General features: G+C 70.9%; 22 protein-coding genes. 12 read left to right on the forward strand and 10 right to left on the reverse strand.

Annotated features, from left to right (window positions below):
- Nucleotides 1–12 precede the first annotated feature (12 nt).
- Together OG828_RS46635 and OG828_RS46640 are read left to right on the forward strand one after the other, a co-directional pair.
- Nucleotides 13–1,227 (forward strand): MFS transporter, encoded by a 1,215-nt coding sequence (locus tag OG828_RS46635; protein ID WP_328504560.1) that lies wholly within the window; start codon nucleotides 13–15, stop codon nucleotides 1,225–1,227.
- A gap of 10 nt (nucleotides 1,228–1,237) precedes the next feature.
- Nucleotides 1,238–2,092, forward strand: a complete 855-nt coding sequence (locus OG828_RS46640; protein ID WP_328504561.1) for an alpha/beta hydrolase — start codon at nucleotides 1,238–1,240, stop codon at nucleotides 2,090–2,092.
- A 147-nt stretch (nucleotides 2,093–2,239) separates the two neighbouring features.
- Here OG828_RS46640 and OG828_RS46645 read toward each other — a convergent pair whose 3' ends face one another.
- Nucleotides 2,240–2,902 (reverse strand): response regulator transcription factor, encoded by a 663-nt coding sequence (locus OG828_RS46645; protein ID WP_328504562.1) that lies wholly within the window; start codon nucleotides 2,900–2,902, stop codon nucleotides 2,240–2,242.
- Nucleotides 2,877–4,049: a sensor histidine kinase gene (locus tag OG828_RS46650; protein WP_328504563.1), complete on the reverse strand. Its 1,173-nt coding sequence runs from the start codon at nucleotides 4,047–4,049 to the stop codon at nucleotides 2,877–2,879. The genes OG828_RS46645 and OG828_RS46650 overlap by 26 nt, the downstream gene beginning before the upstream one ends.
- A gap of 175 nt (nucleotides 4,050–4,224) precedes the next feature.
- Between OG828_RS46650 and OG828_RS46655 the strand changes: the two genes are divergently transcribed.
- From OG828_RS46655 to OG828_RS46670, 4 genes are all read left to right on the forward strand, one after another.
- Nucleotides 4,225–6,495, forward strand: a complete 2,271-nt coding sequence (locus OG828_RS46655) for an MMPL family transporter (RefSeq protein ID WP_328504564.1) — start codon at nucleotides 4,225–4,227, stop codon at nucleotides 6,493–6,495.
- Nucleotides 6,496–6,941: 446 nt separating this feature from the next.
- A complete protein-coding gene (locus tag OG828_RS46660) occupies nucleotides 6,942–8,429 on the forward strand; it encodes an FG-GAP repeat protein (protein ID WP_328504565.1) in 1,488 nt (495 codons plus the stop codon).
- A 35-nt stretch (nucleotides 8,430–8,464) separates the two neighbouring features.
- Nucleotides 8,465–8,818, forward strand: coding sequence for a hypothetical protein (locus OG828_RS46665; RefSeq protein ID WP_328504566.1), 354 nt, complete (start codon nucleotides 8,465–8,467; stop codon nucleotides 8,816–8,818).
- Nucleotides 8,819–8,942: 124 nt separating this feature from the next.
- On the forward strand, nucleotides 8,943–10,214 hold the full coding sequence (locus tag OG828_RS46670) for a PP2C family protein-serine/threonine phosphatase (protein WP_328504567.1): 1,272 nt from the start codon (nucleotides 8,943–8,945) through the stop codon (nucleotides 10,212–10,214).
- 84 nt (nucleotides 10,215–10,298) lie between these two features.
- Here OG828_RS46670 and OG828_RS46675 read toward each other — a convergent pair whose 3' ends face one another.
- On the reverse strand, nucleotides 10,299–10,904 hold the full coding sequence (locus OG828_RS46675) for a GOLPH3/VPS74 family protein (protein WP_328442146.1): 606 nt from the start codon (nucleotides 10,902–10,904) through the stop codon (nucleotides 10,299–10,301).
- 366 nt (nucleotides 10,905–11,270) lie between these two features.
- Between OG828_RS46675 and OG828_RS46680 the strand changes: the two genes are divergently transcribed.
- The 3 genes from OG828_RS46680 to OG828_RS46690 all read left to right on the forward strand — a co-directional run bounded on the left by OG828_RS46680 (nucleotide 11,271) and on the right by OG828_RS46690 (nucleotide 14,782).
- Nucleotides 11,271–12,263 carry an aldo/keto reductase gene (locus OG828_RS46680; RefSeq protein ID WP_328504568.1) on the forward strand — a complete coding sequence of 331 codons (993 nt, stop codon included), beginning with the start codon at nucleotides 11,271–11,273 and terminating at the stop codon, nucleotides 12,261–12,263.
- Complete coding sequence (locus OG828_RS46685; protein WP_328504569.1) at nucleotides 12,264–12,854, forward strand: TetR family transcriptional regulator; 591 nt, start codon at nucleotides 12,264–12,266, stop codon at nucleotides 12,852–12,854.
- 308 nt (nucleotides 12,855–13,162) lie between these two features.
- The gene (locus OG828_RS46690; protein ID WP_328504570.1) at nucleotides 13,163–14,782 is read left to right on the forward strand and encodes an MDR family MFS transporter; all 1,620 of its coding nucleotides are present in this window, start codon (nucleotides 13,163–13,165) and stop codon (nucleotides 14,780–14,782) included.
- Nucleotides 14,783–14,928: 146 nt separating this feature from the next.
- On the opposite strand, the gene OG828_RS46695 is transcribed toward OG828_RS46690, so the two are convergent.
- Nucleotides 14,929–15,525 carry a hypothetical protein gene (locus OG828_RS46695; RefSeq protein ID WP_328504571.1) on the reverse strand — a complete coding sequence of 199 codons (597 nt, stop codon included), beginning with the start codon at nucleotides 15,523–15,525 and terminating at the stop codon, nucleotides 14,929–14,931.
- Nucleotides 15,526–15,670: 145 nt separating this feature from the next.
- On the opposite strand from OG828_RS46695, the gene OG828_RS46700 reads away from it, so the two are divergent.
- On the forward strand, nucleotides 15,671–16,255 hold the full coding sequence (locus OG828_RS46700) for a TetR/AcrR family transcriptional regulator (RefSeq protein ID WP_328371123.1): 585 nt from the start codon (nucleotides 15,671–15,673) through the stop codon (nucleotides 16,253–16,255).
- A gap of 62 nt (nucleotides 16,256–16,317) precedes the next feature.
- Nucleotides 16,318–16,860, forward strand: coding sequence for a hypothetical protein (locus tag OG828_RS46705; RefSeq protein WP_328442151.1), 543 nt, complete (start codon nucleotides 16,318–16,320; stop codon nucleotides 16,858–16,860).
- Between the two features lie 145 nt (nucleotides 16,861–17,005).
- Here OG828_RS46705 and OG828_RS46710 read toward each other — a convergent pair whose 3' ends face one another.
- Nucleotides 17,006–17,590 (reverse strand): TetR/AcrR family transcriptional regulator, encoded by a 585-nt coding sequence (locus tag OG828_RS46710; protein ID WP_328504572.1) that lies wholly within the window; start codon nucleotides 17,588–17,590, stop codon nucleotides 17,006–17,008.
- Between the two features lie 143 nt (nucleotides 17,591–17,733).
- Between OG828_RS46710 and OG828_RS46715 the strand changes: the two genes are divergently transcribed.
- Nucleotides 17,734–18,384 (forward strand): histidine kinase, encoded by a 651-nt coding sequence (locus OG828_RS46715; RefSeq protein WP_328504573.1) that lies wholly within the window; start codon nucleotides 17,734–17,736, stop codon nucleotides 18,382–18,384.
- 8 nt (nucleotides 18,385–18,392) lie between these two features.
- Here OG828_RS46715 and OG828_RS46720 read toward each other — a convergent pair whose 3' ends face one another.
- The 5 genes from OG828_RS46720 to OG828_RS46740 all read right to left on the reverse strand — a co-directional run bounded on the left by OG828_RS46720 (nucleotide 18,393) and on the right by OG828_RS46740 (nucleotide 24,178).
- The gene (locus OG828_RS46720) at nucleotides 18,393–20,024 is read right to left on the reverse strand and encodes a transposase (protein ID WP_328504574.1); all 1,632 of its coding nucleotides are present in this window, start codon (nucleotides 20,022–20,024) and stop codon (nucleotides 18,393–18,395) included.
- 355 nt (nucleotides 20,025–20,379) lie between these two features.
- The gene (gene ssuE / locus OG828_RS46725; protein ID WP_328504575.1) at nucleotides 20,380–20,934 is read right to left on the reverse strand and encodes an NADPH-dependent FMN reductase; all 555 of its coding nucleotides are present in this window, start codon (nucleotides 20,932–20,934) and stop codon (nucleotides 20,380–20,382) included.
- Nucleotides 20,935–20,946: 12 nt separating this feature from the next.
- Complete coding sequence (locus OG828_RS46730) at nucleotides 20,947–22,332, reverse strand: FAD-binding oxidoreductase (protein WP_328504576.1); 1,386 nt, start codon at nucleotides 22,330–22,332, stop codon at nucleotides 20,947–20,949.
- On the reverse strand, nucleotides 22,329–23,078 hold the full coding sequence (locus tag OG828_RS46735; RefSeq protein WP_328504577.1) for an ABC transporter substrate-binding protein: 750 nt from the start codon (nucleotides 23,076–23,078) through the stop codon (nucleotides 22,329–22,331). The genes OG828_RS46730 and OG828_RS46735 overlap by 4 nt, the downstream gene beginning before the upstream one ends.
- The gene (locus OG828_RS46740; protein ID WP_328504578.1) at nucleotides 23,075–24,178 is read right to left on the reverse strand and encodes an LLM class flavin-dependent oxidoreductase; all 1,104 of its coding nucleotides are present in this window, start codon (nucleotides 24,176–24,178) and stop codon (nucleotides 23,075–23,077) included. The genes OG828_RS46735 and OG828_RS46740 overlap by 4 nt, the downstream gene beginning before the upstream one ends.
- Nucleotides 24,179–24,183: the final 5 nt, after the last annotated feature.

Raw genomic sequence — 24,183 nt, forward strand, 5'->3', positions numbered from 1 at the left:
GGAGAGCGACGGATGCCGAGTGGACTCATCGCGCTGGCACTCGGCGGCTTCGGCATCGGTCTGACCGAGTTCCTGATCGCCGGGCTGCTGCCGCAGGTGGCGTCGAGTTTCGGGGTGTCCGAGGCGGCGGCGGGCCGGCTGATCTCCGGGTATGCGTTGAGTGTCGCGGTCGGCGCGATCGCGCTGACCGCGGCGACGGCGCGGCTGCCCCGCAAGGGGGTCCTGGTCGGCCTGGTGGGGTTGTTCGTCATCGGCAACCTGTTGTCGGCGGTTGCGCCTGACTACGAGGTGATGCTGCTCGGGCGGATCGTCGCCGCGCTCTGCCACGGTTCGTTCTTCGGTATCGGCTCGCTGGTCGCTCGCAGCCTGGTCGCGCCGGAAAGGAAGTCCCGTGCGGTGGCGGTCATGTTCGCCGGGCTGACCGTCGCGAATGTGCTCGGCGTGCCGTTCGGCGCGCTCGTCGGTGAGCGGTGGGGCTGGCGAGCGGCCTTCTGGGCGGTCACCGGAATCGGCGTACTCGCCCTGGCGGGCATCGTCGCCCTCGTCCCCGCCGGGGCGGGAGAAACGCGACCTCCGACCGCGGCGGGCAGCTCCGCCCCGATGCCGCCCATCGGCTTGCGGGCCCAGTTCCGTGCGTTCCGGTCCTGGCAGGTCTGGCTGACCCTGACAGCCACCGCGCTCAGTTACGGCGGGATGTTCGGCGCGTTCAGCTACATCGCCTACACCTTCACCGAGGTCGGCGGGTTCTCCTCCGCGGATGTCGCCTGGCTGCTGATGGTGTACGGCGTCGGCCTGGTCGTCGGGAACCTGATCGGCGGACGCGCGGCCGACGGCGACCGTGATCGCGCCCTGGTTCTCGCCCTGCTCGGACTCACCATCACCCTGGCCGCGTTCGGCCTGCTGGCGGGCAGCGCGACCGCTTCGGTGATCCTGGTCTTTCTGATGGGCCTGTTCGGATTCGCCGGCGTCCCCGGCATGATTACCCGCGTCACCGACTACGCCCACGGGGCGGCCCTCGCCGCCGGCGCCAACGTGTCCGCGTCCAACCTCGGCAACGCCCTCGGCGCCTGGCTCGGAGGCCTGGCCATCACCGCGGGCCTCGGCTACACCGCACCGCTCTACGTAGGCGCCGGCATCGTCCTGGTGTCCGTCCTCGTCATGGCCGTAGCCGCACATCACGCGAGGCAGGCCCTAAACCCCTTGGAGACGGTTCGCGATCTCTCCTAGGTTGGCCGGCGTGACGACAGAGGTGCCCTACCGGCCAATTCCGGTTGACCAGTCGGACGTTCGCTACGCCCATGGCCCCGACTCGGCTCCACAGCCGGACGTGCCCGTCGGGGAGACGATCGAGTTCGACTGGAACGACAGCGCGATGTACCCCGGCACGTCCCGGAAGTTCTGGGTCCACGTGCCGGCGAGTTACAACCCTGCCAACCCGGCGTCACTCATGTTGTTCCAGGACGGATGGTGGTACCTGGATCCCGCAGGTGAGGTCCGCGGGGCGATCGTCCTGGACAACCTCATGCACCGGGGTGACATCCCGGTCACCATCGGCGTGTTCGTCGACCCCGGCATCTTCCCCGACGCCGAAGATCCGAAGAACCGCAACGCCGAGTACGACGCATTCGACGATCGGTACGTCAGTTTCCTCCTGAACGAGATCGTCTCCGAGGTCAGCAAGCGCTACTCGATCGCCGAGGACCCCGATCACTGGGGCATCTGCGGTGGCAGCAGCGGCGGCAACTGCGCCTTCACCGCGGCGTGGTTACGCCCGGACAAGTTCCGCCGCGTCATCGGGTACCTGTCCAGTTTCGCGCAGATGCCGGGCGGCAACCCGTACCCCGACGTCATTCCCCGCGTCCCCCGCAAGCCGCTGCGCATCTTCCTGCAGGCGGGCCATCGCGACCTGCGCTGGAACGAGCCCGAGGCGAACTGGCTCGCCGAAAACTTGCGGGTCGCGGCGGCACTCGCGGAAGCCGGCTACGACTTCCGCCTCGTCCTGGGCGATGGCGGCCACAGCCCCAACCACGGTGGTGTCCTGCTCCCAGATGCTCTGCGCTGGTTGTGGCGGTCTGCTGATCACCCGAACTAGGCCGCATATCGAGTCGTGATCATCGGGTGGTCCTGGTGAGGTCTTTGATCCAGATCATCGCGCGGGTGAGGCAGGTGGAGCCGACGTGAGCCGACCGGTGCACTGATGTCCGGGCGGCGACTCATGGGGCATGGCCCGGCACCCGGCTCAGGTTCCGGGGAGGATACGGCGCGTTTCGTAGGCCCACATCGCGATCTCGACCCGGTTGCGGGCGCCGAGTTTGGCCATCAGGCTGGCCAGATGCGTTTTCACCGTGCTGAGGCTGATGTGCAGTGCATCGGCGATCTCGGTGTTGGTCAGCCCGCGAGCGACGGCGAGGAGCACCTGCTCCTCGCGGGCGGTGACGGGGGAGACCGGCTGGGCCACGGGCCGGCCGGCGGGCAGGTCCGCGAATGTCTGGAGCAGACGGACGGTGACGCTGGGCGCGATGAGCGCCTCACCGCCGGACGCCGACCGTACGGCCTGGGCCAGAAGGTCTGGTCCCGTGTCCTTGAGGAGGAATCCGCGGGCGCCGGCACGCAGCGCGCCGTAGACGTACTCGTCGAGGTCGAACGTGGTGATGACGACCACGGCCAGCGGGTCGGCGACGCCCGGGCCGGCGACCTGCTGGGTGGCCTCGAGCCCGTCGAGTACGGGCATGCGGATGTCGAACAGGCAGACGTCGGGGCGCAGTTCGCGGGCCAGACGTACCGCCTCCTGTCCGTCGGTGGCCTCGCCGACCACCTCGATGCCGGGCTGGGCGTTCAGCATGATCCGCAACCCGGTGCGGATGATCGTCTGGTCGTCAGCGACGAGGACGCGAATGGACACCGTTCTCGCTCCTCGCGCTCGGCAGTTCGGCGTCGACATGCCAGCCCCGGTCGGTACCCGGGCCGGCTCGTAGTGTGCCGCCGAGCAGCGTCGCGCGCTCGCGCAATCCGGTAAGTCCGTATCCCTCGCGACCCCGGCCGGTGCGCCGGCCGTTGTCGCGCACGCTCACCCGCACCATGTGTCGTTCCGCGGCGACCCGGACGACGACGTCGGTCGCGTCGACCGCATGGCGCAGCGCGTTGGTCACCGACTCCTGCACGATCCGGTAGACGGCCGCGTCCACGGCCGGGGGCAGCGCGTCCAGCTCGCCGTCGAGCCCCAGGTCGACCCTGAGGCGACCACCCGGGGTGCGCACCAGGCGCTCCAGATCCGCGACTCCGGCAGGGGGCGCCAGTTCGGCGCCGACCCCGCGGTCGCGCAGCGCGGCGACCATGGCGCGCATTTCCTCCAGCGTGCGCGCCCCTTCCTCCTCGACCCCCTCCAGCGCATCGACGGCGGCGGACCGGTCGGGGCCCGCGAGCACCCGGCCCGCCTGGGCGATGATCACCATGGCCGACACGTGGTGGGCCACCGTGTCGTGCAGTTCCCGGGCGAGCTGCTCGCGCTCGCGGGAGCGCACCTGCTCCAACTGCCGCTCGCGTGCGGTCCCCCAGAACCGCACGGCAGCCCCGACCACGCCGGGCAGCAGCAGGAAGACGAAGCCCACGACCTTTTCGACGACCGGGCTCTCGTAGGTGACGACACACAGCGCGCCGACCGCGAGGATCACCGCGCCGCCCAGCACGATCTCGCGTCCCGATCCCCACCGGAGCAGCGCGTACACCAGCACGAGCACGACCGCGCCGGTGTCCAGGCCGACGGGCTCGCGCGGTGCGGCGACGAGCGAGGCAACCGGAAGCAGGATTATCGAGCCGAACGCCAGCGTCACCATCGCCAGCGGGCGGGTCCGGCGCCACAGGAGTAGCAGGCACAGCCATACGGTGAGCACCACCGCCACCGGCCGCCACACGACGTTCTCGCGCAGGGTGGCCTCCAGCGCCACACCGGCAAGGCCCGCGGCGAGCAGCGCCCAGTCCCGCCGCACCCGGGCGGGCGCGTCGGGCGGCCGGGGTTCGGTCCACAGGGTTCGCAGGTCGTCTCGGAGCACGGTTCTCAGCCTAGGGACCGCGGGGCGCAGCGCATCGGCCGAAAGGACGGGTCGTCACTCCACCCCGGGGCCGACGGATCCGCGGCCCGCGGGCCGATGTCGCGGAGCGCCGTGGCGACGAGCCTCGGCATCGGCGGCCGTACACGGACGGTCGACGAGGTGGTTGGAGGACCCGATGCTCTCGAAAGCCCTGTTGCGCCTGGGCGCAAGCGCCGCCCGCCATCCCTGGCGGGTGATCGCGGCATGGCTGATCGCCGCCACGCTCGCCGTCCTCGCCGCCGTCGCGTTCGGCGGGCGGACCGCGGACTCGTTGACCGCTCCGGGACTGGACTCCCAGCGGGCCGCGGAGCTGATCGAGCGGGCAGGCACCGGCCAGGAGGGGATGACCGCCCAAGTGGTCGTCACCCCCCTCGACGGCGGTGGGACGTTCTTCGACGACGACGGCGCGCGCACCGCTCTCACGCGGCTGCGGGCCGAGGTGAAAGGGCTGCCGCACGTGCTCGGCACGAGCGACCCGGCGGGGGCGCTCGACGCGGGCGGGGACACCGCCGTGCGCGGCGGCCTCGTTTCGGCCGACGGGCGGATCGCGGTCGTCCGGGTGCAGTACCCCGACCAGAGCCGGCTGTCGGCCGAAGACCTCGACGCCCTCGTCGATCTCGGCGACCGGCTGCGCGCCGAGCTGCCGCTGCGCATCGAGATGGGCGGGAACCTCTTCTACGCCTTCTCCGGCTCCGACGGCGGCGCGAGCGAGCTGATCGGACTCCTCGCCGCGGCCGCGATCCTGTTCCTGGCGTTCGGTTCGCTCGTCGCCGCCGCGCTGCCGATCGGCATGGCGGTCTTCGGGCTGACCGTCGGGGTCGCCACGATGACGGTACTGGCGGGGGTGACGGAGGTCCCCACCTTCGCACCGGTCCTGGGCAGCATGGTCGGGCTCGGAGTGGGCATCGACTACGCGCTGTTCGTGCTCGCCAGGCACCGGGAGTACCTCGCGCGCGGGCTCGATCCGCAGGCGGCGGCCGGACGAGCGGTGGCGACGGCGGGGCGGCCGGTGGTCTTCGCCGGCGGCACCGTCGTCGTGTCGATCCTCGGTCTGGCGGTCGCGAACGTGCCGTTCATGACGGTGGGCGGGCTTGCTGTCTCGATCGTCGTCCTGACGATGGTGCTCGCGTCGGTGACGCTGCTGCCGGCCTTCCTCGGCGCGGCGGGCCCGCGCCTGGCCCGGGCCGGCAGGATCGGCCGGGCTCTGCAGACCAGGAAGCCGGGCCGACTCGCACGGCGGCGGGACCCGGCGGCAGGCGCCGCCCACGCCGCCGGGTGGCGTCGCTGGATCGGGCATGTCAGCCGGCACCCGGTGCCGTACGCGGTCGGCGCCGCGGCGCTGCTGCTGACGGCGACGCTGCCCGTGCTCGGCCTGCGCGTCGGCCTGCCCGACGACGGCTCACTGCCCCACAGCCGTACCGAGCGCCGGGCCTACGACCTCGTCGCCGAGGGATTCGGCCCGGGCACCAACGGTCCCCTCGTCATCGCCGCGGACCCCGCCGGTGATCCGGGAGTGCTGGACCAACTCGTCGGGGCGGTCGCGGCGGATCCGGGCATCGCATCCGTCGCGCCGACGCACATCGATCGGGCCACCGGCATCGCGACCCTCGTGGTGTTCCCGACCACCAGCCCTCAGGACAAGGCCACGGCCGACACCATCGCCCGGCTGCGCACCGACGTGCTGCCCACGGCGATCGGGCACGGCCCGGCCAGGGCCCACGTCGGCGGCGCCGCCGCGAGCCTGTCCGATGTGGGCCAACGCACCAGCCAACGCCTGCCGGTGATCGTCGCCGCCGTGCTGGCGATGTCGTTCCTGCTGTTGATGCTTGTCTTCCGCTCGATACTCGTTCCGCTGAAGGCGGTACTGCTGAATCTGCTGAGCATCGGCGCGGCCTACGGCATCATGGTCGCGGTCTTCCAGTGGGGCTGGGGAGGCGCACTCATCGGGCTGGAAGCGACGGTTCCGATCGTGTCGTTCATCCCGGCGTTCCTCTTCGCCATCCTGTTCGGCCTGTCGATGGACTACGAGGTGTTCCTCCTCTCCCGCGTACGCGAGGAGTACCTGCGCACCGGCGACAACGGCACGGCGATCGTTGAGGGCGTCTCGGGCACCGCCCGGATCATCACCTCGGCCGCCCTCATCATGGTGGCGGTCTTCCTGTCCTTCGCCGTCGCCGAGGACCCCTCCACCAAAATGTTCGGGCTCGGCCTGGCCACCGCGATCTTCATCGACGCCACGGTCGTACGCATGGTGCTGGTACCGGCGACCATGACACTCCTCGGCCGGACCAACTGGTGGCTGCCGAAGTGGCTGGACCGGATGCTTCCCCGCGGCCCGGTCGGCACCGACGACACCGACGCGGAATCCACGGGCGAGGCCCCGCGTCCACGGCTGGTCGACCGCTGACTCAACTCCTGCCCGCCCTTGGCGTCCGGCACCTCAGCGCGTCACCCAGGGGCATATCGAGTCGTGATCATCGGGTGGTCCTGGTGAGGTCCTTGATCCAGATCATCGAGGAGTGCAAGTGGAGACCGGCGAGGTAGCTGTCGGCCGGCCGTACCGGATCGGCAGCCACAGGACGCTGACTCTGCGACGGGCGAGGGCGATCACGGCCTGGCTGTGGGGTTTGCCCTCGGCGCGGTGAGGTCGGGTCCGGGGAGCCCGCCCGAGCTGCCGCTGGTGGGTTTCCCCGGACCGCCTCCCGGACCAACCCGGCGTGCCCGTCTCCGAGCGCTGGGTGTGGCGCAACCCTTGGGCCCGCTGCCGGGTCCAACTGGCGACGGCGGGGACGGGCCCCTCGCCGGCCCCCGCCGTTCCGCGCCCGGCCATGCCGCGATCCCGGGAGGCGCATCGTGCGCAGCAAGCGACCCACCAGCAGACGCAGGACGAGTCGGACGACGGCCACGGCCGCGGCGACCGTACTGCTGACGATCGGCGCCACGATCACCGTAACGACCACGTCGGCCACCGCCGCCGCCCCCGCGCCCATCACCCACGACGACTTCAACAGCGACGGCTACCGCGATCTCGTCGTCTCCGCCCCCGGCGGCACCGTCAGCGGCAAGAAGAGCGCCGGCTACGTCGCCGTGTTGTACGGCTCGGCGACCGGCCTCTCCACCTCCCGGCGGGCGACTTTCAGCATGAGCACCCCCGGCGTGGAAGGTCTCGCGCAGAGCGGTGACCGGTTCGGGCAGTCCACCGCCACGGCCGATGTGGACCGCGACGGTTACGACGACCTCATCGTCGGCGCCCCCGGCAAGGACGTCGGCTCCGCCGTCGACGCGGGCTCGGCCACCGTGCTGTTCGGCTCCGCGACCGGGCTGCAGGCCACCGACAGCCGATGGCTGCGGGAGATCACCCCGGTGGCGGGCAACCGCTTCGGGATGGGACTGGCCGCCGGATGGTTCAAGATCGTCGACTCGTCGGTCGCCATTATCTCCAAGGGCACCTTGTGGGCCTTCAGCTTCCAGGTCATGCCCTACGGCCGGGTCATGACCTCGGACTACACCGCGCTGTCCTACTTCGTACCCGCGGATTTCCGTCCCGCCTCGCTCACCATGGGCGACTACAACAAGGACCGCGCGGACGACCTCGTCATTCTCGGGACCGGGAGCTACGGCCAGGCGGGCGTGTACGGCAGGGCGGTCTACGTGTCCGGGGGAGGCGGTGGGTGGGCGGACCGCTATGAGATCTCCGGCGGTGGCCCCGTCGGTGCCTCGGGCGACGTCAACAAGGACGGTTACGCCGACCTCGTCGTGGGCTCGCCCAGCGAGCGCGATTCCGCGGGCAACCCGTCCGGCGCCGGTGTCATCTATGTCCACCTCGGCGGGCCCGGCGGCCTGGGCAGCAGGCAGTTCTGGACCCAGAACTCGCCGGGCGTCCCGGGCGTCAACCGGGTCGGCGACCGCTTCGGGGGTGCCGTGAGCGTCGGTGACATCGACGGTGACGGCTACGGCGACGTCGCGATCGGCGCCCCGGGCAACGACATGGGCACCGCCCTCGACGCGGGCACCGTCTGGGTGATGCGCGGCTCCGCCACCGGCCTGACCACCCACGGCATCCGCACCCTCAGCCAGAGCCCCAGGGCCGTCCCCGGCACCCCCGAGAAGGCCGACCAGTTCGGCGGCGCGCTGCGGCTCATCGACGCCGACCGCAACCTCAGGACCAGCCTGATCGCCTCCGCCCCCGGCGAGGACACGGGCGACGGCCGCGTCTGGGCCTTCCCCGGCACCAGCGGCGGCCTGTCCACCAACCGCTCATGGTCCTTCAACGGCGGCACGCTCCGTGCCCCCACCGCCGACGCCCGTTTCGGGGAGACACTTGCTCCTCACGGCCGTTGAGGAACACCGACCGTGACGGCTCCGAGGGGGAGTGCATGGGCAACTGGGTCGTCGTCGCGCAGTACTCCAGCGACGTATACAAGACCGAGTTCATCTGCCATGGGCAGGAAACCAAGGACCAGGCACTGAAGGCACTCCGTGCTGCGGTCCACACATATGTGCCGAGCCAGCACATCGTCGAGAAGCGGCGCCGTGTGTACCGCCTCGCCGATCAGGAGTCCTACCTGGTGGTGATCAAAGGCAGGCTGACGGAGTGGGAGTGCACCTTGCGCATCGCCGAGCTGATCTCGGATTCGGCCGACCCGGCCGTGGCCGAGCGGGCGCAGAGGGACGACGGCGCGGCAGAGGTTGCCGACGGGCCGCAGGACCGTATCCCACCCGGCTACTGAGCGGCGGACGGCGTCTTCACATGGTTGTCGGCGGCCGGTGGCCGCATCCATGCGAACGTGTGTTCGATATAATGAAACCCGGGTGTTACGTTGGCCGATTTGCAACGCCCTTAGGGTGGTGGTTGTGCCGCAGTGGTTCGAGTCGTTTCACAGTCCGGCGGCCGTGGAGGCCGGCGGTCGCGGCGGTGTGCCCGCGCGAGGCGTGGGTGCGCCGTCCCTGTTGGGTGCGCTGCGGTCGGCCGCGGGGCGGATCGGTACGACGCTGGACGAGGACACCACCTGCGCGGAGCTGACCAGGGAGGTCGCCGGCCAGGTGGGCGCCGCGGCGGCGATCCTGCGGGTGCGGAGCGGGGGCGGCTCGGAGTACGAGGCCGTGTGCGGGAACCCGGCGGTGCTGCCCGGCGTCGAGTGGGCGACAGCTGTCGCGGGGGAGTCGGCGGCGCTGGGGGAGGACGGGATCGTACATGCGGCTTCCGACGGCTTCCGGCCGGCGCTGTGCGTGCCGCTCACCGCCGGCGGGCACCAGTACGGCCTGCTGGTGTGTGCCCGTGAGGGTGCGCCGTTCACGCGTGCCGAGGGAGAGCTGGTGGAGTTCCTCGCGGAACACGCCTCCTCGAACATCCGGCATGCCCGGGAGCACGACGCGGTGAGCGGCATCGTCGGCAAGCTGCAGCGTGCGCTGCTCGCCGAACCCGGTCGGCCGCACCCCAACCTGGACGTCGCCATCCGCTATCTGCCCGTGGGGCAGCGGGCCCTGGTCGGTGGTGACTGGTGCGAGACCGTCCGGCTGCACTTCGGACGTACGCTCCTGGTCGTCGGTGACGTCATGGGGCACGGCCTGGAGGCCGCCGTGGACATGGCAGCCTACCGCTCGGCCCTGCGGTACATAGCCTCCTCCGACCTGCCGCCGCATCGCGTGCTGCGCCAGCTCGACGACATCGCCTCCAGGGAGGCGGACCGCCGCCCGGCCACCTGCCTCATCGCGCGGGTGGACCCCGTCCGCGGGCTGGTGACCCTGGCCAGTGCCGGTCACCTGCCGCCGGCCGTGATCGACGGAGAGGGCCGGGTCGCACTCCTTCCCGTGCCGGTCGGCCCGCCTCTGGGCACCGGCCTCGGCGGCTACCAGCCGGCGACGTACCGGCTGGAGCCCTCCGAGACACTCATGCTGTTCACCGACGGACTCGTCGAGCGCCGAAGTGAGGACATCGACCAGTCCCTGCACCGGCTCGCCGGTCTCAGCTTCTCGGCCGCCGCCGGGGTCGAGGACGTACTCGACACGGCGCTCGCCCGCCTCGACGCCCGCAACGCCGAGGACGACGTCGCGGCACTGGCCGCCCGGCTTCAGCACCGCTCCGCGCACGCACACGACTACGACTTGCAGCGCTCCAGTTCCTGAACGGGAGCGGCTGCCGCGGTAGTCGACGTCCGCGGCCGGGACTTGATGATCATGGCCGACGTCCGCCGGTCATCGCCGGGCGGGTCACGGCCCTCGCCAGATGTTGTCGAAAGCCGCGTCTTCGATGCTTCGCCGCTGCCGTTCGGCCGCCAGCTCCGTCACGGCGTCGCTCACGGCCGCCAATACGGTGACGACCGCGTCGTCGGTGAGGTCAGCGAGGTCCTCGGACGGCTCGTCACGCATCCCGACGGCGGCCGTGAGACCGGCGAGGACGGGCTCACCCGACGCCCAGCGCTCGGCCGCGTGGCTCCGGGCCGGCGAGTCGGGCACGGCCGTTCGGTCGCTGCGCAGGGGGCTCCAGCGACGGCGTGGCCGGGCGACATCCCCGTCCGTCTCCAGGGCGGCGACATACGCGGCGTGCAGGCCGCGGCCCCGGCGCCACAGCCACTCCTCGACGGACTCGTACGGCGCCTGCCGCACGAGGGCCGCCACCGCCTCGCTCAACAAACGGTCGTCCAGGTCGTGTTGCGGCCCCGGGACGATGTGGTCGCCGTCCAGGGTGACGGCCCCGGCGTCGGCGAGGTCGAGCAGTTCGGCTCCGGCGAGCGCCAGCGACACGTCGCCCTGCTCGGTGGGGCGGTCGGCGGCGGAGTCCAGGGTGACGATGAGCAGGTCCCGTGCTGTGGTCATGGTCTCGGACTCCCTGTAAGTGGCGTCGGCGATCCGCGGCTGCGGCGTCGTCCGCCGGGGCGGGTGATCGTACCGGGGCGGTTGGCGCCGTACCACCACAGTGTGGTGCGGAACGGTGCGTCGGCCCGCCCGACTGCTCGTCCGGAACGGCGAGGGGAACCGCTCTCCCGGGAGCGCAGTGGCGGCGTCGAGCTCGATGGCCTGGGCGGCGATGTTCTCCTCCAGTCGACGGCACGTTTCGGGGTTACAAGATTTGAAATCTGTTACTTCAACCTTGTAAGATCAGTGGTACGGATGCACGGGTTCCAGGAGCCGTCACGGGCTGCGCGAAGGTGTCGGGTATTTGTTCACCGGGAGGTAGGAGTCATGGAGACACGGCAGTTGGGGACCGGTGGTCCGCAGGTCTCGGCGTTCGGTCTGGGCTGTATGAGGATGTCGAACAGGACCACTGCGGCGGATGAGGCGGAGAGCATTGCGACCATCCGTGCTGCGCTCGATGCGGGAGTCACTCTGCTGGACACCGGCGACTTCTACGGAACGGGCCACAACGAGGAGTTGATCGGCCGGGCGTTGTCCGCCGGGGGACGGGAGAAGGCCGTTCTCAGCGTGAAGTTCGGCGCGTTGACGGATCCTGGTGGGAACTTTGTCGGCATGGACGGGCGCCCGCAGGCCGTGAAGAACTATCTGACCTACTCGCTGCGGCGGCTCGGCACCGACCACGTGGACATCTACCGGCCGGGACGCCTCGATCCGACGGTGCCGATCGAGGACACGATCGGAGCCATCGCCGAGATGGTGCAGGCCGGTCACGTGCGCGCGATCGGACTGTCGGAGGTCGGTTCGGAGACGATCCGGCGGGCTCACGCGGTTCACCCGATCGCCGATCTGCAGGTCGAGTACTCGCTGTTCAGCCGCGGCATCGAGGGCGGTGTCCTGGACACCTGCCGGGAACTGGGCATCGCTGTCACGGCCTACGGGGTGCTCTCCTACGGGCTGTTGAGTGGCAACTGGACGCGGCAGGCCCCCTCACCGACCGACCTCCGGGCGTTCATGCCGCGCTTCCAGGACGGCAACGTGGAGAGCAACCTCAAGCTGGTCCAGGCACTGCACGAGATCGCCGATGCCCGCGGGGCCACGGCGGCCCAGTTGGCCATTGCCTGGGTGCTCGCCCAGGGCCGCGAGCTGAGTGACATCGTCGCCGTCGTCGGGTCGCGCACGCGGCAGCAACTGGACGAGGCGCTGCCGGCGGCCGGGCTGGTCCTGACCGAGGAGGAGCTGGCGTCGATCGAGCAGGCGGTGCCGGTCTCCGCGGTGGCCGGGGACCGCGGAGCGCCGGGCATGAAGGACGGGGAGCGCTGAATGCGTTCGGGTACGGCGCTGGACGCCGAGACCGTCCTGGCCGCCACCGAGGACGTGCTACGCCGCTTCGGGCCGGAGAAGGCCACGGTGCTGGACGTGGCGCGCGCTCTGGGCGTCAGCCACGCCAGCGTCTACAAGCACTTCCCGTCCAAGGCGGCACTGCGCGAAGCCGTCACCCGGCGCTGGATCAGCCGCTCGCACGGCGACCTCGCGGCGGTCGCAGCCGACACCCGGCTGGCAGCGCCCGAGCGGCTGCGCGCCTGGCTCACCGCGCTGTTCGCCTCCAAACGGGCCGTGACGTCCGAGGACCCGCAGCTCTTCGCCACCTACCGCGTCCTGGCAGCCGAACACAGCAGCGCGGTCGCCGACCACGTCGCCGACCTGATCGAGCAACTGCGCGTCATCATCGCCGACGGCGTCAGCAGCGGTGACTTCACCTCCGCCGACCCCGCCGCGACGGCACGCGCCGTCTTCGACGCCACCATCGGCTATCACCACCCCGTCCACGCCGCCCAGTGGCAGGCCCCAGAGAGCGACGCAGCCTTGGAGGCCGTCTGCACTCTCCTCATCGACGGCCTGCGCCCACGCTGACCCGCACCGACCGTCCCCACCGCCGGTGTGCCGACACCGCACGCGTACGCACGCCTGGGCCTGCCGCGTCGACCGCGTAGCCATCGAGGCGGTCGATGGGGCGTGAACAGCGGCTCTGTAGGCGGTCGCAGGCCCTGATCGCCGCGCTCGCCCTGACCGCGGCGTGCGCACCGGCATGGAGAGCTGGGGGAGCCAGGAGCCCTCCCGGTGACGAGGACGACTCCCCGGTTCCGTACGTCCAACGCTACGTGGAACCCCTGGGCCGTCACGGGCTCCTTCGCCCTCACTCATCCCCCAAGGAGCTCCCCTTGAGTGACTCGCCCCCCGTCGTAGAGGCGGAGGAACACAACTCCTCCGGCACACCTCGCCACTTCGGCCTCATATTCGCCGCCCTCATGGCCGCGATGCTGCTCTCGTCCCTGGACCAGACGATCGTCAGCACCGCGCTGCCGACCATCGTCGGCGAACTGCACGGCGTGAACCACATGGCGTGGGTGACCACCGCGTACATCCTCGCGGCCACCATCGCCATGCCCGTCTACGGCCGCCTCGGCGACCTGATCGGCCACAAGTTCCTGTTCCTCGGCGGCATCGGCGTCTTCCTCGCCGGCTCCGTGATCGCGGGGGCTGCGCAGGACATGACCTGGCTGATCATCGGCCGGGCTGTGCAGGGTCTGGGCGGCGGCGGACTGATGATCACCTCGCAGGCGGTCATCGCCGACCTTGTACCGCCGCGACAGCGTGCGAGATACATGGCCCCGATGGGCGCCGTCTTCGGCTTCTCCGCGGTCGCCGGACCGCTGCTCGGAGGCTGGTTCACCGACGGCATCGGCTGGCGCTGGTGCTTCTGGATCAACCTGCCGGTCGGCGCCCTGGCCCTCGCTGTCGGCGCGTTCGCGCTGCGCCTGCCGCGCAGAGCCGTCGAGGTCGCCTTCGACTATGTCGGCTTGGCCCTCATGGCGACCGCGGTGACGTGCACGGTCCTGGTGACCACCTGGGGCGGCACGGAGTACGCCTGGTCCGATCCGCTCATCATCGGCATGGCTGTCTGCGGCCTGTTGACGTGGGTGCTGTTCTTCGTCTCCCAGCGCCGTGCCGCGGAGCCGATCATCCCGCTGTGGCTGTTCCGCAGCCGGATCTTCAACATCGCCACCCTGATCGGGCTCCTGGTCGTCGGCATCGGCATGTTCGCGATCATCGGCTACCTGCCCTCGTACCTGCAGATGGTCTATGGCCTCAGCGCCACCGAGTCCGGGCTGCTGCTCATCCCCATGGTCGTCGGCATGATGGCCACCGCCCTCCCGTCCGGACGGCTGATGAGCAGCACCGGCCGTTACAAGATCTTCCCCATCCTCGGCACGGCCTTGGTGTGCGTCGCCGCGCTGCTGGTGTCCACCCTGAACACCGAGACCCCACTCGTCCTGGTCTGTGTCTACGTCTTCCTGCTGGGCGCCGGTCTCGGCCTGACGATGCAGCCCCTGGTCCTGGCCGTCCAGAACGACTTCCCCGCCTCCGACGTGGGCACCGCGACCTCCGCCAACAACTTCTTCCGCGAGATCGGCTCCACTCTCGGCACCGCGGTCGTCGGCTCACTGTTCGCCCACCGCCTCACCGACCAGCTCGCCGCGCGCCTGCCCGCTGACGCCACCGGGACCGTGGGCGACACCCACTCGATCACCCCGGCCCTGGTCCACTCCCTCCCGGACGAGATCGAGGACGCGGTGGTCCTGGCCTACCAGCACGCCCTGACACCGGTGTTCCGCTATCTGGTCCCGGTGTTCGCCCTGGGCCTCGTGCTCGCCTTCGTCCTCCCGGAAAAGAAGCTCGCCGACGACAACGACAACGACCCCGAGACGACGCCGGCCGTCCAGCCCGGTGAGACAGGGCCGGACGGCGCTGAGGTATCGGCGGCGCCGACCGGGCAGTGAGCCGCACGCGTCAGCCACAGGACGGCCATGCGACGGGCAACTGTCGGACAGGCGCCGGGCGAATGCGGTGAGGGCGGGCCAGGGTCGGCCCGCCCTCGCGTACGGGGCAGGGGGGAGCAGCCCCGCGTCTGCGGCGCCTGTTCCGGTCAGGCGGTGGCCTCCTGAGGCGGTGTCGCTCCGCCTTTCCTGGCCTTCTTCTCGGCGCGCTCGCGGTCGCGCCGTTGCTTCGCCTGCTCCTTCCTCGCCTGCTCGGCGGCCTCTTCCATGGCCTTGAGTTCCGTGCGTACGGCGTCGGCCGGGCGGCGCTCGAGGATGGCGTCGTAGCGTATGGCCAGCTGGTCCAGGGCGTGGGTGTCGGACTCCCTGACCTCGGCCAGGATGGCTGTGCCGCCCGACGGGACGTGCTGGGCGAAGGCACCGACGGCGGTGGTGCCGCGTTCGGCCCGCTTGTAGTCGTGGCCGCCTCCGATCAGCGCGCCGACGCCCCAGCCCATCAGCACGCCGAGGGGTCCGCCGAGGATGCCGACGAGCGAGCCGACCAGCCCGCCGACCGCGGTGTTCCGTCCCTCCTCGGTGTCCATGCCCTCCGGGACGCGCACCGCGCCGTCCTCGAGGCGCTCGACCAGGACGGCGGCACGGACCTCGGTCGTGGCGGGGCTGAAGTGCTTCAGGTCGCTGAGCGCCTGATAGGCGGTGGCGCGGTCGGCGAAGCGCAGGGCGACGGCGTTCTCGTTCACGGTCATGAGCTCACTCCTGGGGTCGGCAGGCATCCCGACCTACGGCCGGTGGTGCCCGGGTTGGCGAGGTCTCCCTCATCTGTGAGACAGTATGTATCGAAGAACATCTGTGAGTCAAGCTGTCTCAGAGAGGCTGGGAAGAGGAGTTCCGATGTCCCGTACCAACGAAGACCCCCGCGCCCGCCGCAGCCGCGCCGCCGCCCTGACCGCCGCCACCGAACTCCTCGTCGAAGGCGGACCCGAACGCGTCACGCACGCCGCCGTCGCCGAACGGGCCGGAGTCGGCCGCGCCACCGTCTACCGGCACTGGCCCGACCAGCAGACCCTCCTCTTCGACGCCCTCGCCAACGACGTCCGCCCCCTGCTCACCTTCGACGAAGGCCCGGTCCGCCACCAGCTGGTGACCCAGCTGGAGCAAATGGCCGACTGGCTCAACCAGCCCGTCGCCGTATCGGTCATCGCCACCGTCGTCGAACGGGCCGAACGGGACGAGGACGTACGGCGCATCCGCGAAGAGATGTTCGGCCACGCCGACGAGCACTTCGCGGGGGCACTCGCCGCCGCCGTCGAACTCGGCGAACTCCGCCCCGGCGTCGAGGAACACGCCAGAGAACTGGTCTCCCGGATTCTCGGCCCCCTGCTGTTCCAGCGGTTCATGCTCGGCGCGCGACTCGACAAGGACATGGTGATCAGCTCGGTCGACGCCGCGCTCGCACCCTGGCTGCCGAACGCGTAACCGTCCGATGCGGAGCCGCCGGCGACGATTCGACCGCAACATCCTTCCGCTACGGTTCCGGCATGTCCGACCTCGACGCCGAACAACCGTCGGCCTCCGGCTCCCCGGAACCTTCTGCCCAGAAGCTCGAAGTCCTGGGCGAGCGGCTCAAGGAACGGATCTACGCGGTGATCACCATGCTCGCCGTGCTGGTCGGCCTGGCGCAGAACACGCATACCCAGCACGGCACGGCGGCCTGGTACGTCACGGGCACCGCGGTGGGCCTGTGGCTGGCGACGCTGGTGGCCGACATGCAGGCCCACCGCGTCGTTCACCAACGGTTGGCGAACCGCCGCGAGGTACGGCACCTGCTGTTCGTCAGCAGCCCGCTGCTCAGCTGCGCCGTGGGCCCGCTCCTGATGATCGCCCTGTCAGCGGTCGGCGCACTCGATCTGTCCACCGCGCTGTGGATCGCGGTCGGCGTGGACGTCGCCTCGATGGCGGTCTGGGGCTTCGCCGGCGGGCTGCGGATGGGCGGTGGGGTACTGCCTTCGTGCATGGCGGCGCTGCTGGACGCGGCGATCGGCTCAGGCGTGGTGATGGTGAAGGTGATCGCTGGGCACTGAGCGGCGCGGCAGAGGTGATATCCCCGGTCTGAGCGTCGGCTTCGCCCGTCGACGGTGCGGCCCGGGGATGAGGCCGGGCGCGTGAGGTGTCGATGTGCCGGTCGGCTGCTGTTCGAACCGCTCGGTGTCGGACTGCGTGCGACTGTCATGTGTTCGGCTGCCAGGCCGCGAGGGCGGCGTCGACCGTGTCGGCCACCGTCACCCCATCCGGCGGGGTACCGAGCATGAGGCGCTGGAAAAGCAGGGGACCGAGGATTCGGGAGACCAGGTCCCGGGTGTGTTCTTCGATGCCGGCGCGTAGTTCACCGCGTGCGACGGCGGCGGCGAGCGCGTCGGTGAGATGCTCGCCGGCGCGGCTGACCATCTCGTCGCGCAGGTTTCGTACGTCCGGGTCCCGCTCCGCGCGCTCCATGACGGTGGCGATGACGGAAGCGGAGACCGGCTGGTTGAGCCAGTCGGTCTGCTGCTGAAGGTGCGTCACCAACTCGTCGCGGACCGGGCCGTGGCCCAGGGGGAGCACGGGATGGGCGGCGGTGGTCAGGGTGTCCATGAGGAGTGCCCGCAGGTCGGGCCAGTGCCGGTAGACGGTGGCGCGGCCCACGTTGGCCCGTGCGGCGACGGCGGCGTGGGTGATGTGTCCCGGTCCTCCTTCGGCGAGGAGTTCGGTGGCGGCGGCCAGGGCGCTGGTACGGCTGCGGCGGGCGCGGGGGTCGTCGTTCGCACGGGACATGGGGCACCTCTCCTTCCGAGCAGTTTGTGAGACGACTTGACTCACAAACTTGCTCTGATACATACTGTCTCACAGGTGGCGCGGAGCCCGCGGCAGCGGACCCCGCAAGTCACCCACCCCTTGAGGCTCCAAGGAGACAGCTCATGTCTGTGACCACGACCGAGAACGCCATCGCCCTCCGTTTCGCCGACCGCGCCCCCGCCTACCACGCGCTCAGCGAGCTGAAGCACCTCAACTCCGCCACCACCGAGGTCCGCGGCGCCGTCCTGATCGAGCGCACGCAGGACGGCACCGTCCACTTCCCCGAGGGCATGGACACCGAGGCCGGACGCGGCACCGCGGTCGGCTCGCTGGTCGGTTCACTCGTCGGCATCCTCGGCGGCCCCCTCGGCCTGCTGATGGGCTGGGGCATCGGTGCGCTGATCGGCGGAGGACACGACTACAAGCGGGCCACCGAAGCGACCGAAGCCGTCGGTGCCTTCACGCCGCATGTCCCGCCGGGCGGCACCGTCATCCTGGCCGGCGTCGAGGAGGCCGACACGGAGGCCATGAACCTGCTGGCCATGCGCTACGGCGCGACCCTCGAACGCCGCCCCGCCGACGACGTGCGGGCCGAACTGAAGGCGATGGAGAAGGCGGTCGACGAGATCAGGAAGCAGGACGCCAAGGACAAGCGCGACCGCAAGCGCGACGAGCGCGGGCGCAAGGCCGACGAGCGAAAGAGCAAGGACGGCACCGACACGCCGGGACCGAACCTCGCCCCGGCCGACGCGTCCGCCACAGACGCGGGGTAAAACCGTTCCTAGAGACTGAGCGGGAGTGAGTCCTGTTGCCAGGACGCATGCTCAGCCGAACGCCCCGAACGGTGTTGGACGTTCTGGTCTCCCGCGTTCGCTCCGCATCCGGGCGGCACGCATCTGGTGCGTGGTCCGGGAATGCGGGGGCGGGTTTCCTCACGCCCGGCAACCTCCGGTCGGGCCTGGACGGTCCGATGCCCACGACGATCACTCCGGTCGTCGTGGGGCGGTGCCGTCCGTCGCCGGATCGGGTGTCCCTGGGCGCGCCTTCCGATCGCCACGGCGGCTGCGTCGTGGCGAGTGGTGGTGCGGTTCTTCGAGGTCAGCGGGCGCTGCCAGTACTGGGCGCCCCACTTGGATGTGTAGGCCGGGTCCACGGCGATGATCGCGATGCCCGTGTGGTCGGCCATCGACGTGAGCCGGGCGCGGAGCTTCCCGGTGGGCGTGCCGGAGATCAGCTGTCGGAAGCGTTTCTTGCGGCCGTGCTTCTCCCGGGTCTTCTCCGCACGAAAGTCCAGGTCTTCCACCGCGATCGCTGTGACGCCACAGGTCTTCGCCCAGTTCAGCAACCGCGTGAGGGCGTGACGGACCTGGGCGTCGCGATGCTGCGCGGTGCCGGACAGGTCGTAGAAGAAGCGGCGCGGGCTGCCGATCGGGTTGCCGTGCACATCGAGGCGCCAGGCGGCGAGGTGGTCGGCGTTGGTGTCCACGCCGATCACGCCCTCGGCCAGGGCAGCCTGAAGCGGCATCGTCTGCGTCGGTGCGTACTGCCAGGACGCGGTGAGGTACCAGCGCCCGCGTGCCACATCCAGGTGAATGCGGTACGCGACGGCCCGGTTCGCCTCGACGCGGTCGGCCCACTCCGGTCCCCGGTGCGGGAAGCTCACACGGGCGGCCAGCACATAGCGGCCGTGCTTGGCGTTCGCCAGCTCTGCCAGCGATGCGGGAAGCCTGATGCTCACCTCGCCGTCAGGGCTGACGCGGATGGTCTCGTTGCCGTATCGCTTCTGGGACTCGCCGTCGGCGGCGAGGAACCAGCGTTCGGCTTCCCACTGCCTGCGCCACTGGTCCTCGGTGAGCTGGGCGGTGTCGAGGTGGTGGCGGGAGCGGGCCAGGCGCTTGCCGCCTCTCACCACATGCACGATCCCTGCCTTACGGTCGGCTTGCTCGGCGGCCAGCCGGTCTTCGAGGACATGCAGGCGGCGGGTCTTGGCATGCCACTCCTGACGGGAACGGTAGCCGCCCGGCGCCTTCTTGCTGCCCTTCTCCCCGACCGGGAGCGACAACCGGTGCGCGATCGTGGCGATGCCCGCTTCCAGGCCCTGGATGTGGGCGGACTGGCAGCGACGGGCGAGCGCCCACTGATCATGTGTGGCCTTGGTGATGCTGCCTGCCCACCGCGACGACGACACCGCGGTCAGCTCCCGCTTGCGCACGGCCCACGCGTCCGCGGAATGCTCCAGACCCTCTGCGCAGCGGGCCTTGAGATCCTTCGAGGCGAGCGAACCAAGATGCGCGCCGACCAGCCCGAGAACCTTCTCGTCCTGCGGCGTCAGACACTTGAGGCGGGTCCGCACGGCGACACCGCTCGGGCCGGTCACGACGAACGACTTGGCCGGTGACCGCAGCCCACCCACCCCGCCACCCCCTGCCCGGCCCCGCCCGAAAATCCCGTCACCACATCCAACGAGACCCGACAGTAAAGGTCACACATTCGACGCAAGAAAATCCGTTCCCTCACGAAGGGCCCGCCCAGCTCCAAACCCCCACCCTCCCGGATGCCCGCCCCAAAATGAGCCACCCGGCGACGCGGTGGTGCGGCATCCGGTGACCATGATCTGACGCCGGTCGCGAAGGGGGCTGTGCCGGGGACGGCACTGATCGTCTCGTACGGTGGCGATCCATGTGCTGTCGGCCCTGGCGGCCGGGGCCGGCGCGCAGACGCCTATCCCTGACGTACGCGTCAAAGGCGAGACGGCCGCCGGTTGTCGCTCACGCCGCCGCCCCCAGCGGCCGGCGTTCGCTGAGGGCTGCGGAGAACTGGTCGGTGACCTGGTCCAGCGCCTCCCTCGTACCCGGCTCGACGACGATGCCGCCGTCCTGCCGTACCTCGATGTGTTTGTCCAGGACGAACCAGCCCGGGGTGATGTGTGCGGGGCCCATGGAGGCGAGGACCGGGCGCAGGGCGTAGTCGATGGCGAGGACGTGGGCGGTGGTGCCGCCGGTGGCGAGCGGGAGGACGGTCTTGCCCGCCAGTGCGTACTGGGGGAGCAGGTCGAGCAGGGACTTCAACAGTCCGGAGTAGGCGGCCTTGTAGACGGGGGTGCCGATGACGATCCCGTCCGCCCGCTCGAACAGGGCGGTGGCTTCGACGATCGCCGGATGGCCGAAGTCGGCGTGCAGCAGGGCCTCGGGCGGGAGCGTGCGGACGTCCAAGGGGACGACGTCGTGGCCCTGCGTGGTGAGCCGGGAGTCGAGGTCGCGCAGGAGGCGGGCGGTGCGGGAGGTGGGGGAAGGGCTGCCGGAAACGGAGAGAACGGTGGCCATGAGGGATCTCCTTCAGAGGGCTTTGCCCGGGTTGAGGATGTGGTGCGGATCGAAGGCCGCCTTGATGCGCTGCTGCAACGCGTGCTGCTGCGGGCCGAGTTCGTCCGCGAGCCAGCGCCGCTTGAGGGTGCCCACTCCGTGCTCCCCGGTGAGGGTGCCGCCCAGGCGCAGGGCGATGGTGAAGATGTCGCCCGCGGCCTGCCAGGCCGCGTGAGGGATGCCGGGAGTGTCGGGGTCGAGGACGAGGATGGGGTGGAGGTTGCCGTCCGCGGCGTGGGCGAGGGTGAAGATCCGTACGTCGTGACCCTCGGCGACGGCCGTGATCTCCCGTACTGCGGCGGCCAGTTGGGTCCTGGGCACCGCGATGTCCTCGATCAGCACCCGGCCCAGCCGTTCCAGAGCGCGCAGGGCGAGCCTGCGGGCCGTGAGCAGCCGGTCCGCCTCCGCCGGGTCGGCGGTGGTCTCGACCGATGTCGCGCGCCCGCGCAGCAGCCGTACCGCCAGGTCCGCCTCGGCCTGTGCCGCGCGTCCGTCGCACTGCAGAAGCAGCAGCGCACCGCCGCGTGAGCGCAGGTCCGTGCCCTGCGCGTCGTCCACGGCTCCCAGCACCGGCCCGTCCAGCAGCTCGGCCATGGCGGGCTCCAGCCGGGCCGCGGTCAGCGCCGACACGGCCTCGGCGCCCTCGGCGAAGGTGCGGAAGTACGCGGCGACGGTGGCCGTCGACTCCGGCAGTGGGCGCAGCCGTAGCGTGGCCGCCGTGATCACGCCCAGGGTGCCTTCGGAGCCGGTGAGCAGGGCCGTCAGGTCGTAGCCCGTGACCCCTTTGACGGTGCGCCGGCCGGTCCGTATCGGCGTGCCGTCCGCGAGGACCACGTCGAGGCCCAGCACGGCGTCCCGGGTCACCCCGTACTTGGCGCAGCGGAGCCCGCCCGCGTTGGTGGCGATGTTGCCGCCCACGGTGGAGATGGCCGCGCTGGCCGGATCCGGCGCGTAGCGCAGCCCGAACTCACCTGCCGCGTGGTCCAGTTCGGCGGTGATGACGCCCGGTTCGACGACGGCGATCTGGTCGTGTGGGTCCAGGTCGAGGATCCGGTTCATGCGCGACAGGTCCAGCACGACCGTGCCCGTGTCGGCGTTCGCGCCGCCGGACAGTCCGGTCCCGGCCCCGCGCGGCACCACCGGCACCCGCAGCGCGTGCGCGTGCCGCAGTGCCCTTCGCACGTGTTCGGCGTTCGCCGCGTGCACGACGGCCAGGGGCTCGCCGTCCGGGCGGCTGCCGGAGCGGTCGGCGGCGTACGGGGCGGTGGCTTCGGGGGCGGTGGTGAGCGCGTCTCCCGGCAGGTCGCGGCTCAGGGCGGTCAACAGGGTGTCGGCGGCGGCAGGGTGGGTGAGGGTCATCCGGTGGCCTCCAGTGCTCGGCTGCCGAGGGTGAGCAGTGCCACGTCCTCCTGCGGGGCGTGCACCCGGGCGCACTGGACGTCTCGGAAGTGGCGTTCGAGGGGGTTGTCTCGGCTCAGCCCGGGGTTGCCGCCTTGCTGACGGGCGGCGGTGATCGCGTTGCCGTAGCCGGCGAAGGCGTCGATCGAGCCGCCGTTCAGCGCGACCAGCGCCGTGTCGGGTTCCAGTGGGGTGGCGGTGATGTCGTCCCAGCCGAGCCCCGCCTGCTGGAGCAGCTCGTAGAGGAAGCAGTGGGCGGTGGTGTTCTTGACGTAGCCGACCTTCTTGCCCTTGAGCTGCGCGATCGAGGTGACGTCCGAGCCCTTGGGGGCGATGACTTCCTGGTTGAGTGTGGTGCCGCGCTGCACGGCGACGACCTTGAAGTTGGGTCTGCCGTCGAAGTTGGGTCTGCCGTCGGCGGCGGCGAAGACCGGCGGGATCTCGCTGGAGCCGGCCACGTCGAGTGCCCCGACCCGGACCGCCTCCAACTGCTTGTCGCCACCCTGGAAGAGGCTCCATCGCACCCGGTACGGCGTGTCGTCGAGGCGGGCGAACTTCAGCAGCGCCTCCTCGCGCTGCCAGCCCGTCGCGCCCACGCGCAGCGTGACCGTATCGCCGTCGTCGTCCGCGCCCGCGGGGCCACCGCAGGCGCTGAGTACGACGATGAGGAGCGCGGCGAGTGCGAGCGCGGGCCCGGCCCGCCTCACGCGGCGGCTCCCGAGGCGGCCCGGTGCGCCAGTTCCTGCCGGACCAGCGGGAGGACGTGACGGGCGTAGTCGATGGCGTCGTTGAGCGGGTCGTAGCCGCGGACGGACAGCAGCTCGCAGCCGATGTCGACGTAGTCGAGCAGCGCCTTGGCGACCGTCTCGGGCGAGCCGACCAGCGCGGTGGAGGCGCCGGCGGCGTTGGTGGCCGCGGCGGGCGCGGTCCACAGGCAGCGGTCGTGCACCTCGCCGCGCTCCGCGATGGCGAGCAGTCGCTGGGAGCCGACGTTGGCGGGGGTGCCATGGCCGAGTGCCGGATAGTGGCGCTGCTTGGCGCGCTCGGTGTGGTTGGTCTTGATGGAGCCGAGGATGCGGTGGGCCTTCTCCCAGGCCAGTTCGTCGGTGGGGGCGATGATCGGGCGGAACGACACCCAGATGCGGGGGTGCGGGCGTCCGGCGGCGTCCGCGTGGGCGTTGACCGCGGCGATCTGCTCGGCGGTCTCCTTCAGCGGCTCGCCCCACAGCCCGAAGATGTCGCCCTGCCGCCCGCCCACCCGGTAGGCGTCCTCGGAGGAGCCGCCCACCGAGATCGGGATGGTGCCGTTGTAGGGGGTGACGTCGGAGCGGAAGCCCTCGAAGCGGTAGTACGGGCCCTCGTGGGAGATCGGCCCGTCGGCCGCCCACACGTCACGCAGGATCTGTATGTATTCGTCGGAGCGCGCGTACCGCTCGCTCTTGCTCAGGTAGTCGCCTTCGCGGCGCTGCTCCTCGTCGCTGCCGCCGGAGATGATGTGGACCGCCAGGCGTCCCTTGCTGATCCGGTCCAGCGTGGCCAGGGCGCGGGCCGCGTGGGTCGGGAAGATCACGCCGGGGCGGTGGGCGAGGACGGGCTTGATGCGCTCGGTATGGTGGGCCACGAACTGGGCCAGTTGCAGGGCGTCGGGGGAGGCGGAGTGGTAGGTGACGAGGGTGTAGTCGAAGCCGCCGTCGTCCAGCGCGCGGGCGTAATGCCGGGCGTAGTCGACGTCGATGCCCGTGCCCGCGGTGGGGTCGTCCTCGGTGGCGGGGTTGGGGTGGACGGCGCTGATGAACTCGACCGGCATGGCGG

Source organism: Streptomyces sp. NBC_00457 (assembly GCF_036014015.1).
In the GTDB taxonomy this organism is placed as follows: Bacteria; Actinomycetota; Actinomycetes; order Streptomycetales; family Streptomycetaceae; genus Streptomyces.

What these genes read in the sequence shown, in the direction of transcription:
- ssuE (WP_328504575.1), bottom strand. Translation starts at nt 20,934, where the DNA reads ATGGCCACCGTTCTCTCCGTTTCCGGCAGCCCTTCCCCCACCTCCCGC.
- OG828_RS46685 (WP_328504569.1), top strand. Translation starts at nt 12,264, where the DNA reads ATGCGTTCGGGTACGGCGCTGGACGCCGAGACCGTCCTGGCCGCCACC.
- OG828_RS46730 (WP_328504576.1), bottom strand. Translation starts at nt 22,332, where the DNA reads ATGACCCTCACCCACCCTGCCGCCGCCGACACCCTGTTGACCGCCCTG.
- OG828_RS46680 (WP_328504568.1), top strand. Translation starts at nt 11,271, where the DNA reads ATGGAGACACGGCAGTTGGGGACCGGTGGTCCGCAGGTCTCGGCGTTC.
- OG828_RS46715 (WP_328504573.1), top strand. Translation starts at nt 17,734, where the DNA reads ATGTCTGTGACCACGACCGAGAACGCCATCGCCCTCCGTTTCGCCGAC.
- OG828_RS46665 (WP_328504566.1), top strand. Translation starts at nt 8,465, where the DNA reads ATGGGCAACTGGGTCGTCGTCGCGCAGTACTCCAGCGACGTATACAAG.
- OG828_RS46635 (WP_328504560.1), top strand. Translation starts at nt 13, where the DNA reads ATGCCGAGTGGACTCATCGCGCTGGCACTCGGCGGCTTCGGCATCGGT.
- OG828_RS46705 (WP_328442151.1), top strand. Translation starts at nt 16,318, where the DNA reads ATGTCCGACCTCGACGCCGAACAACCGTCGGCCTCCGGCTCCCCGGAA.
- OG828_RS46675 (WP_328442146.1), bottom strand. Translation starts at nt 10,904, where the DNA reads ATGACCACAGCACGGGACCTGCTCATCGTCACCCTGGACTCCGCCGCC.
- OG828_RS46655 (WP_328504564.1), top strand. Translation starts at nt 4,225, where the DNA reads ATGCTCTCGAAAGCCCTGTTGCGCCTGGGCGCAAGCGCCGCCCGCCAT.
- OG828_RS46700 (WP_328371123.1), top strand. Translation starts at nt 15,671, where the DNA reads ATGTCCCGTACCAACGAAGACCCCCGCGCCCGCCGCAGCCGCGCCGCC.
- OG828_RS46695 (WP_328504571.1), bottom strand. Translation starts at nt 15,525, where the DNA reads ATGACCGTGAACGAGAACGCCGTCGCCCTGCGCTTCGCCGACCGCGCC.
- OG828_RS46710 (WP_328504572.1), bottom strand. Translation starts at nt 17,590, where the DNA reads ATGTCCCGTGCGAACGACGACCCCCGCGCCCGCCGCAGCCGTACCAGC.
- OG828_RS46740 (WP_328504578.1), bottom strand. Translation starts at nt 24,178, where the DNA reads ATGCCGGTCGAGTTCATCAGCGCCGTCCACCCCAACCCCGCCACCGAG.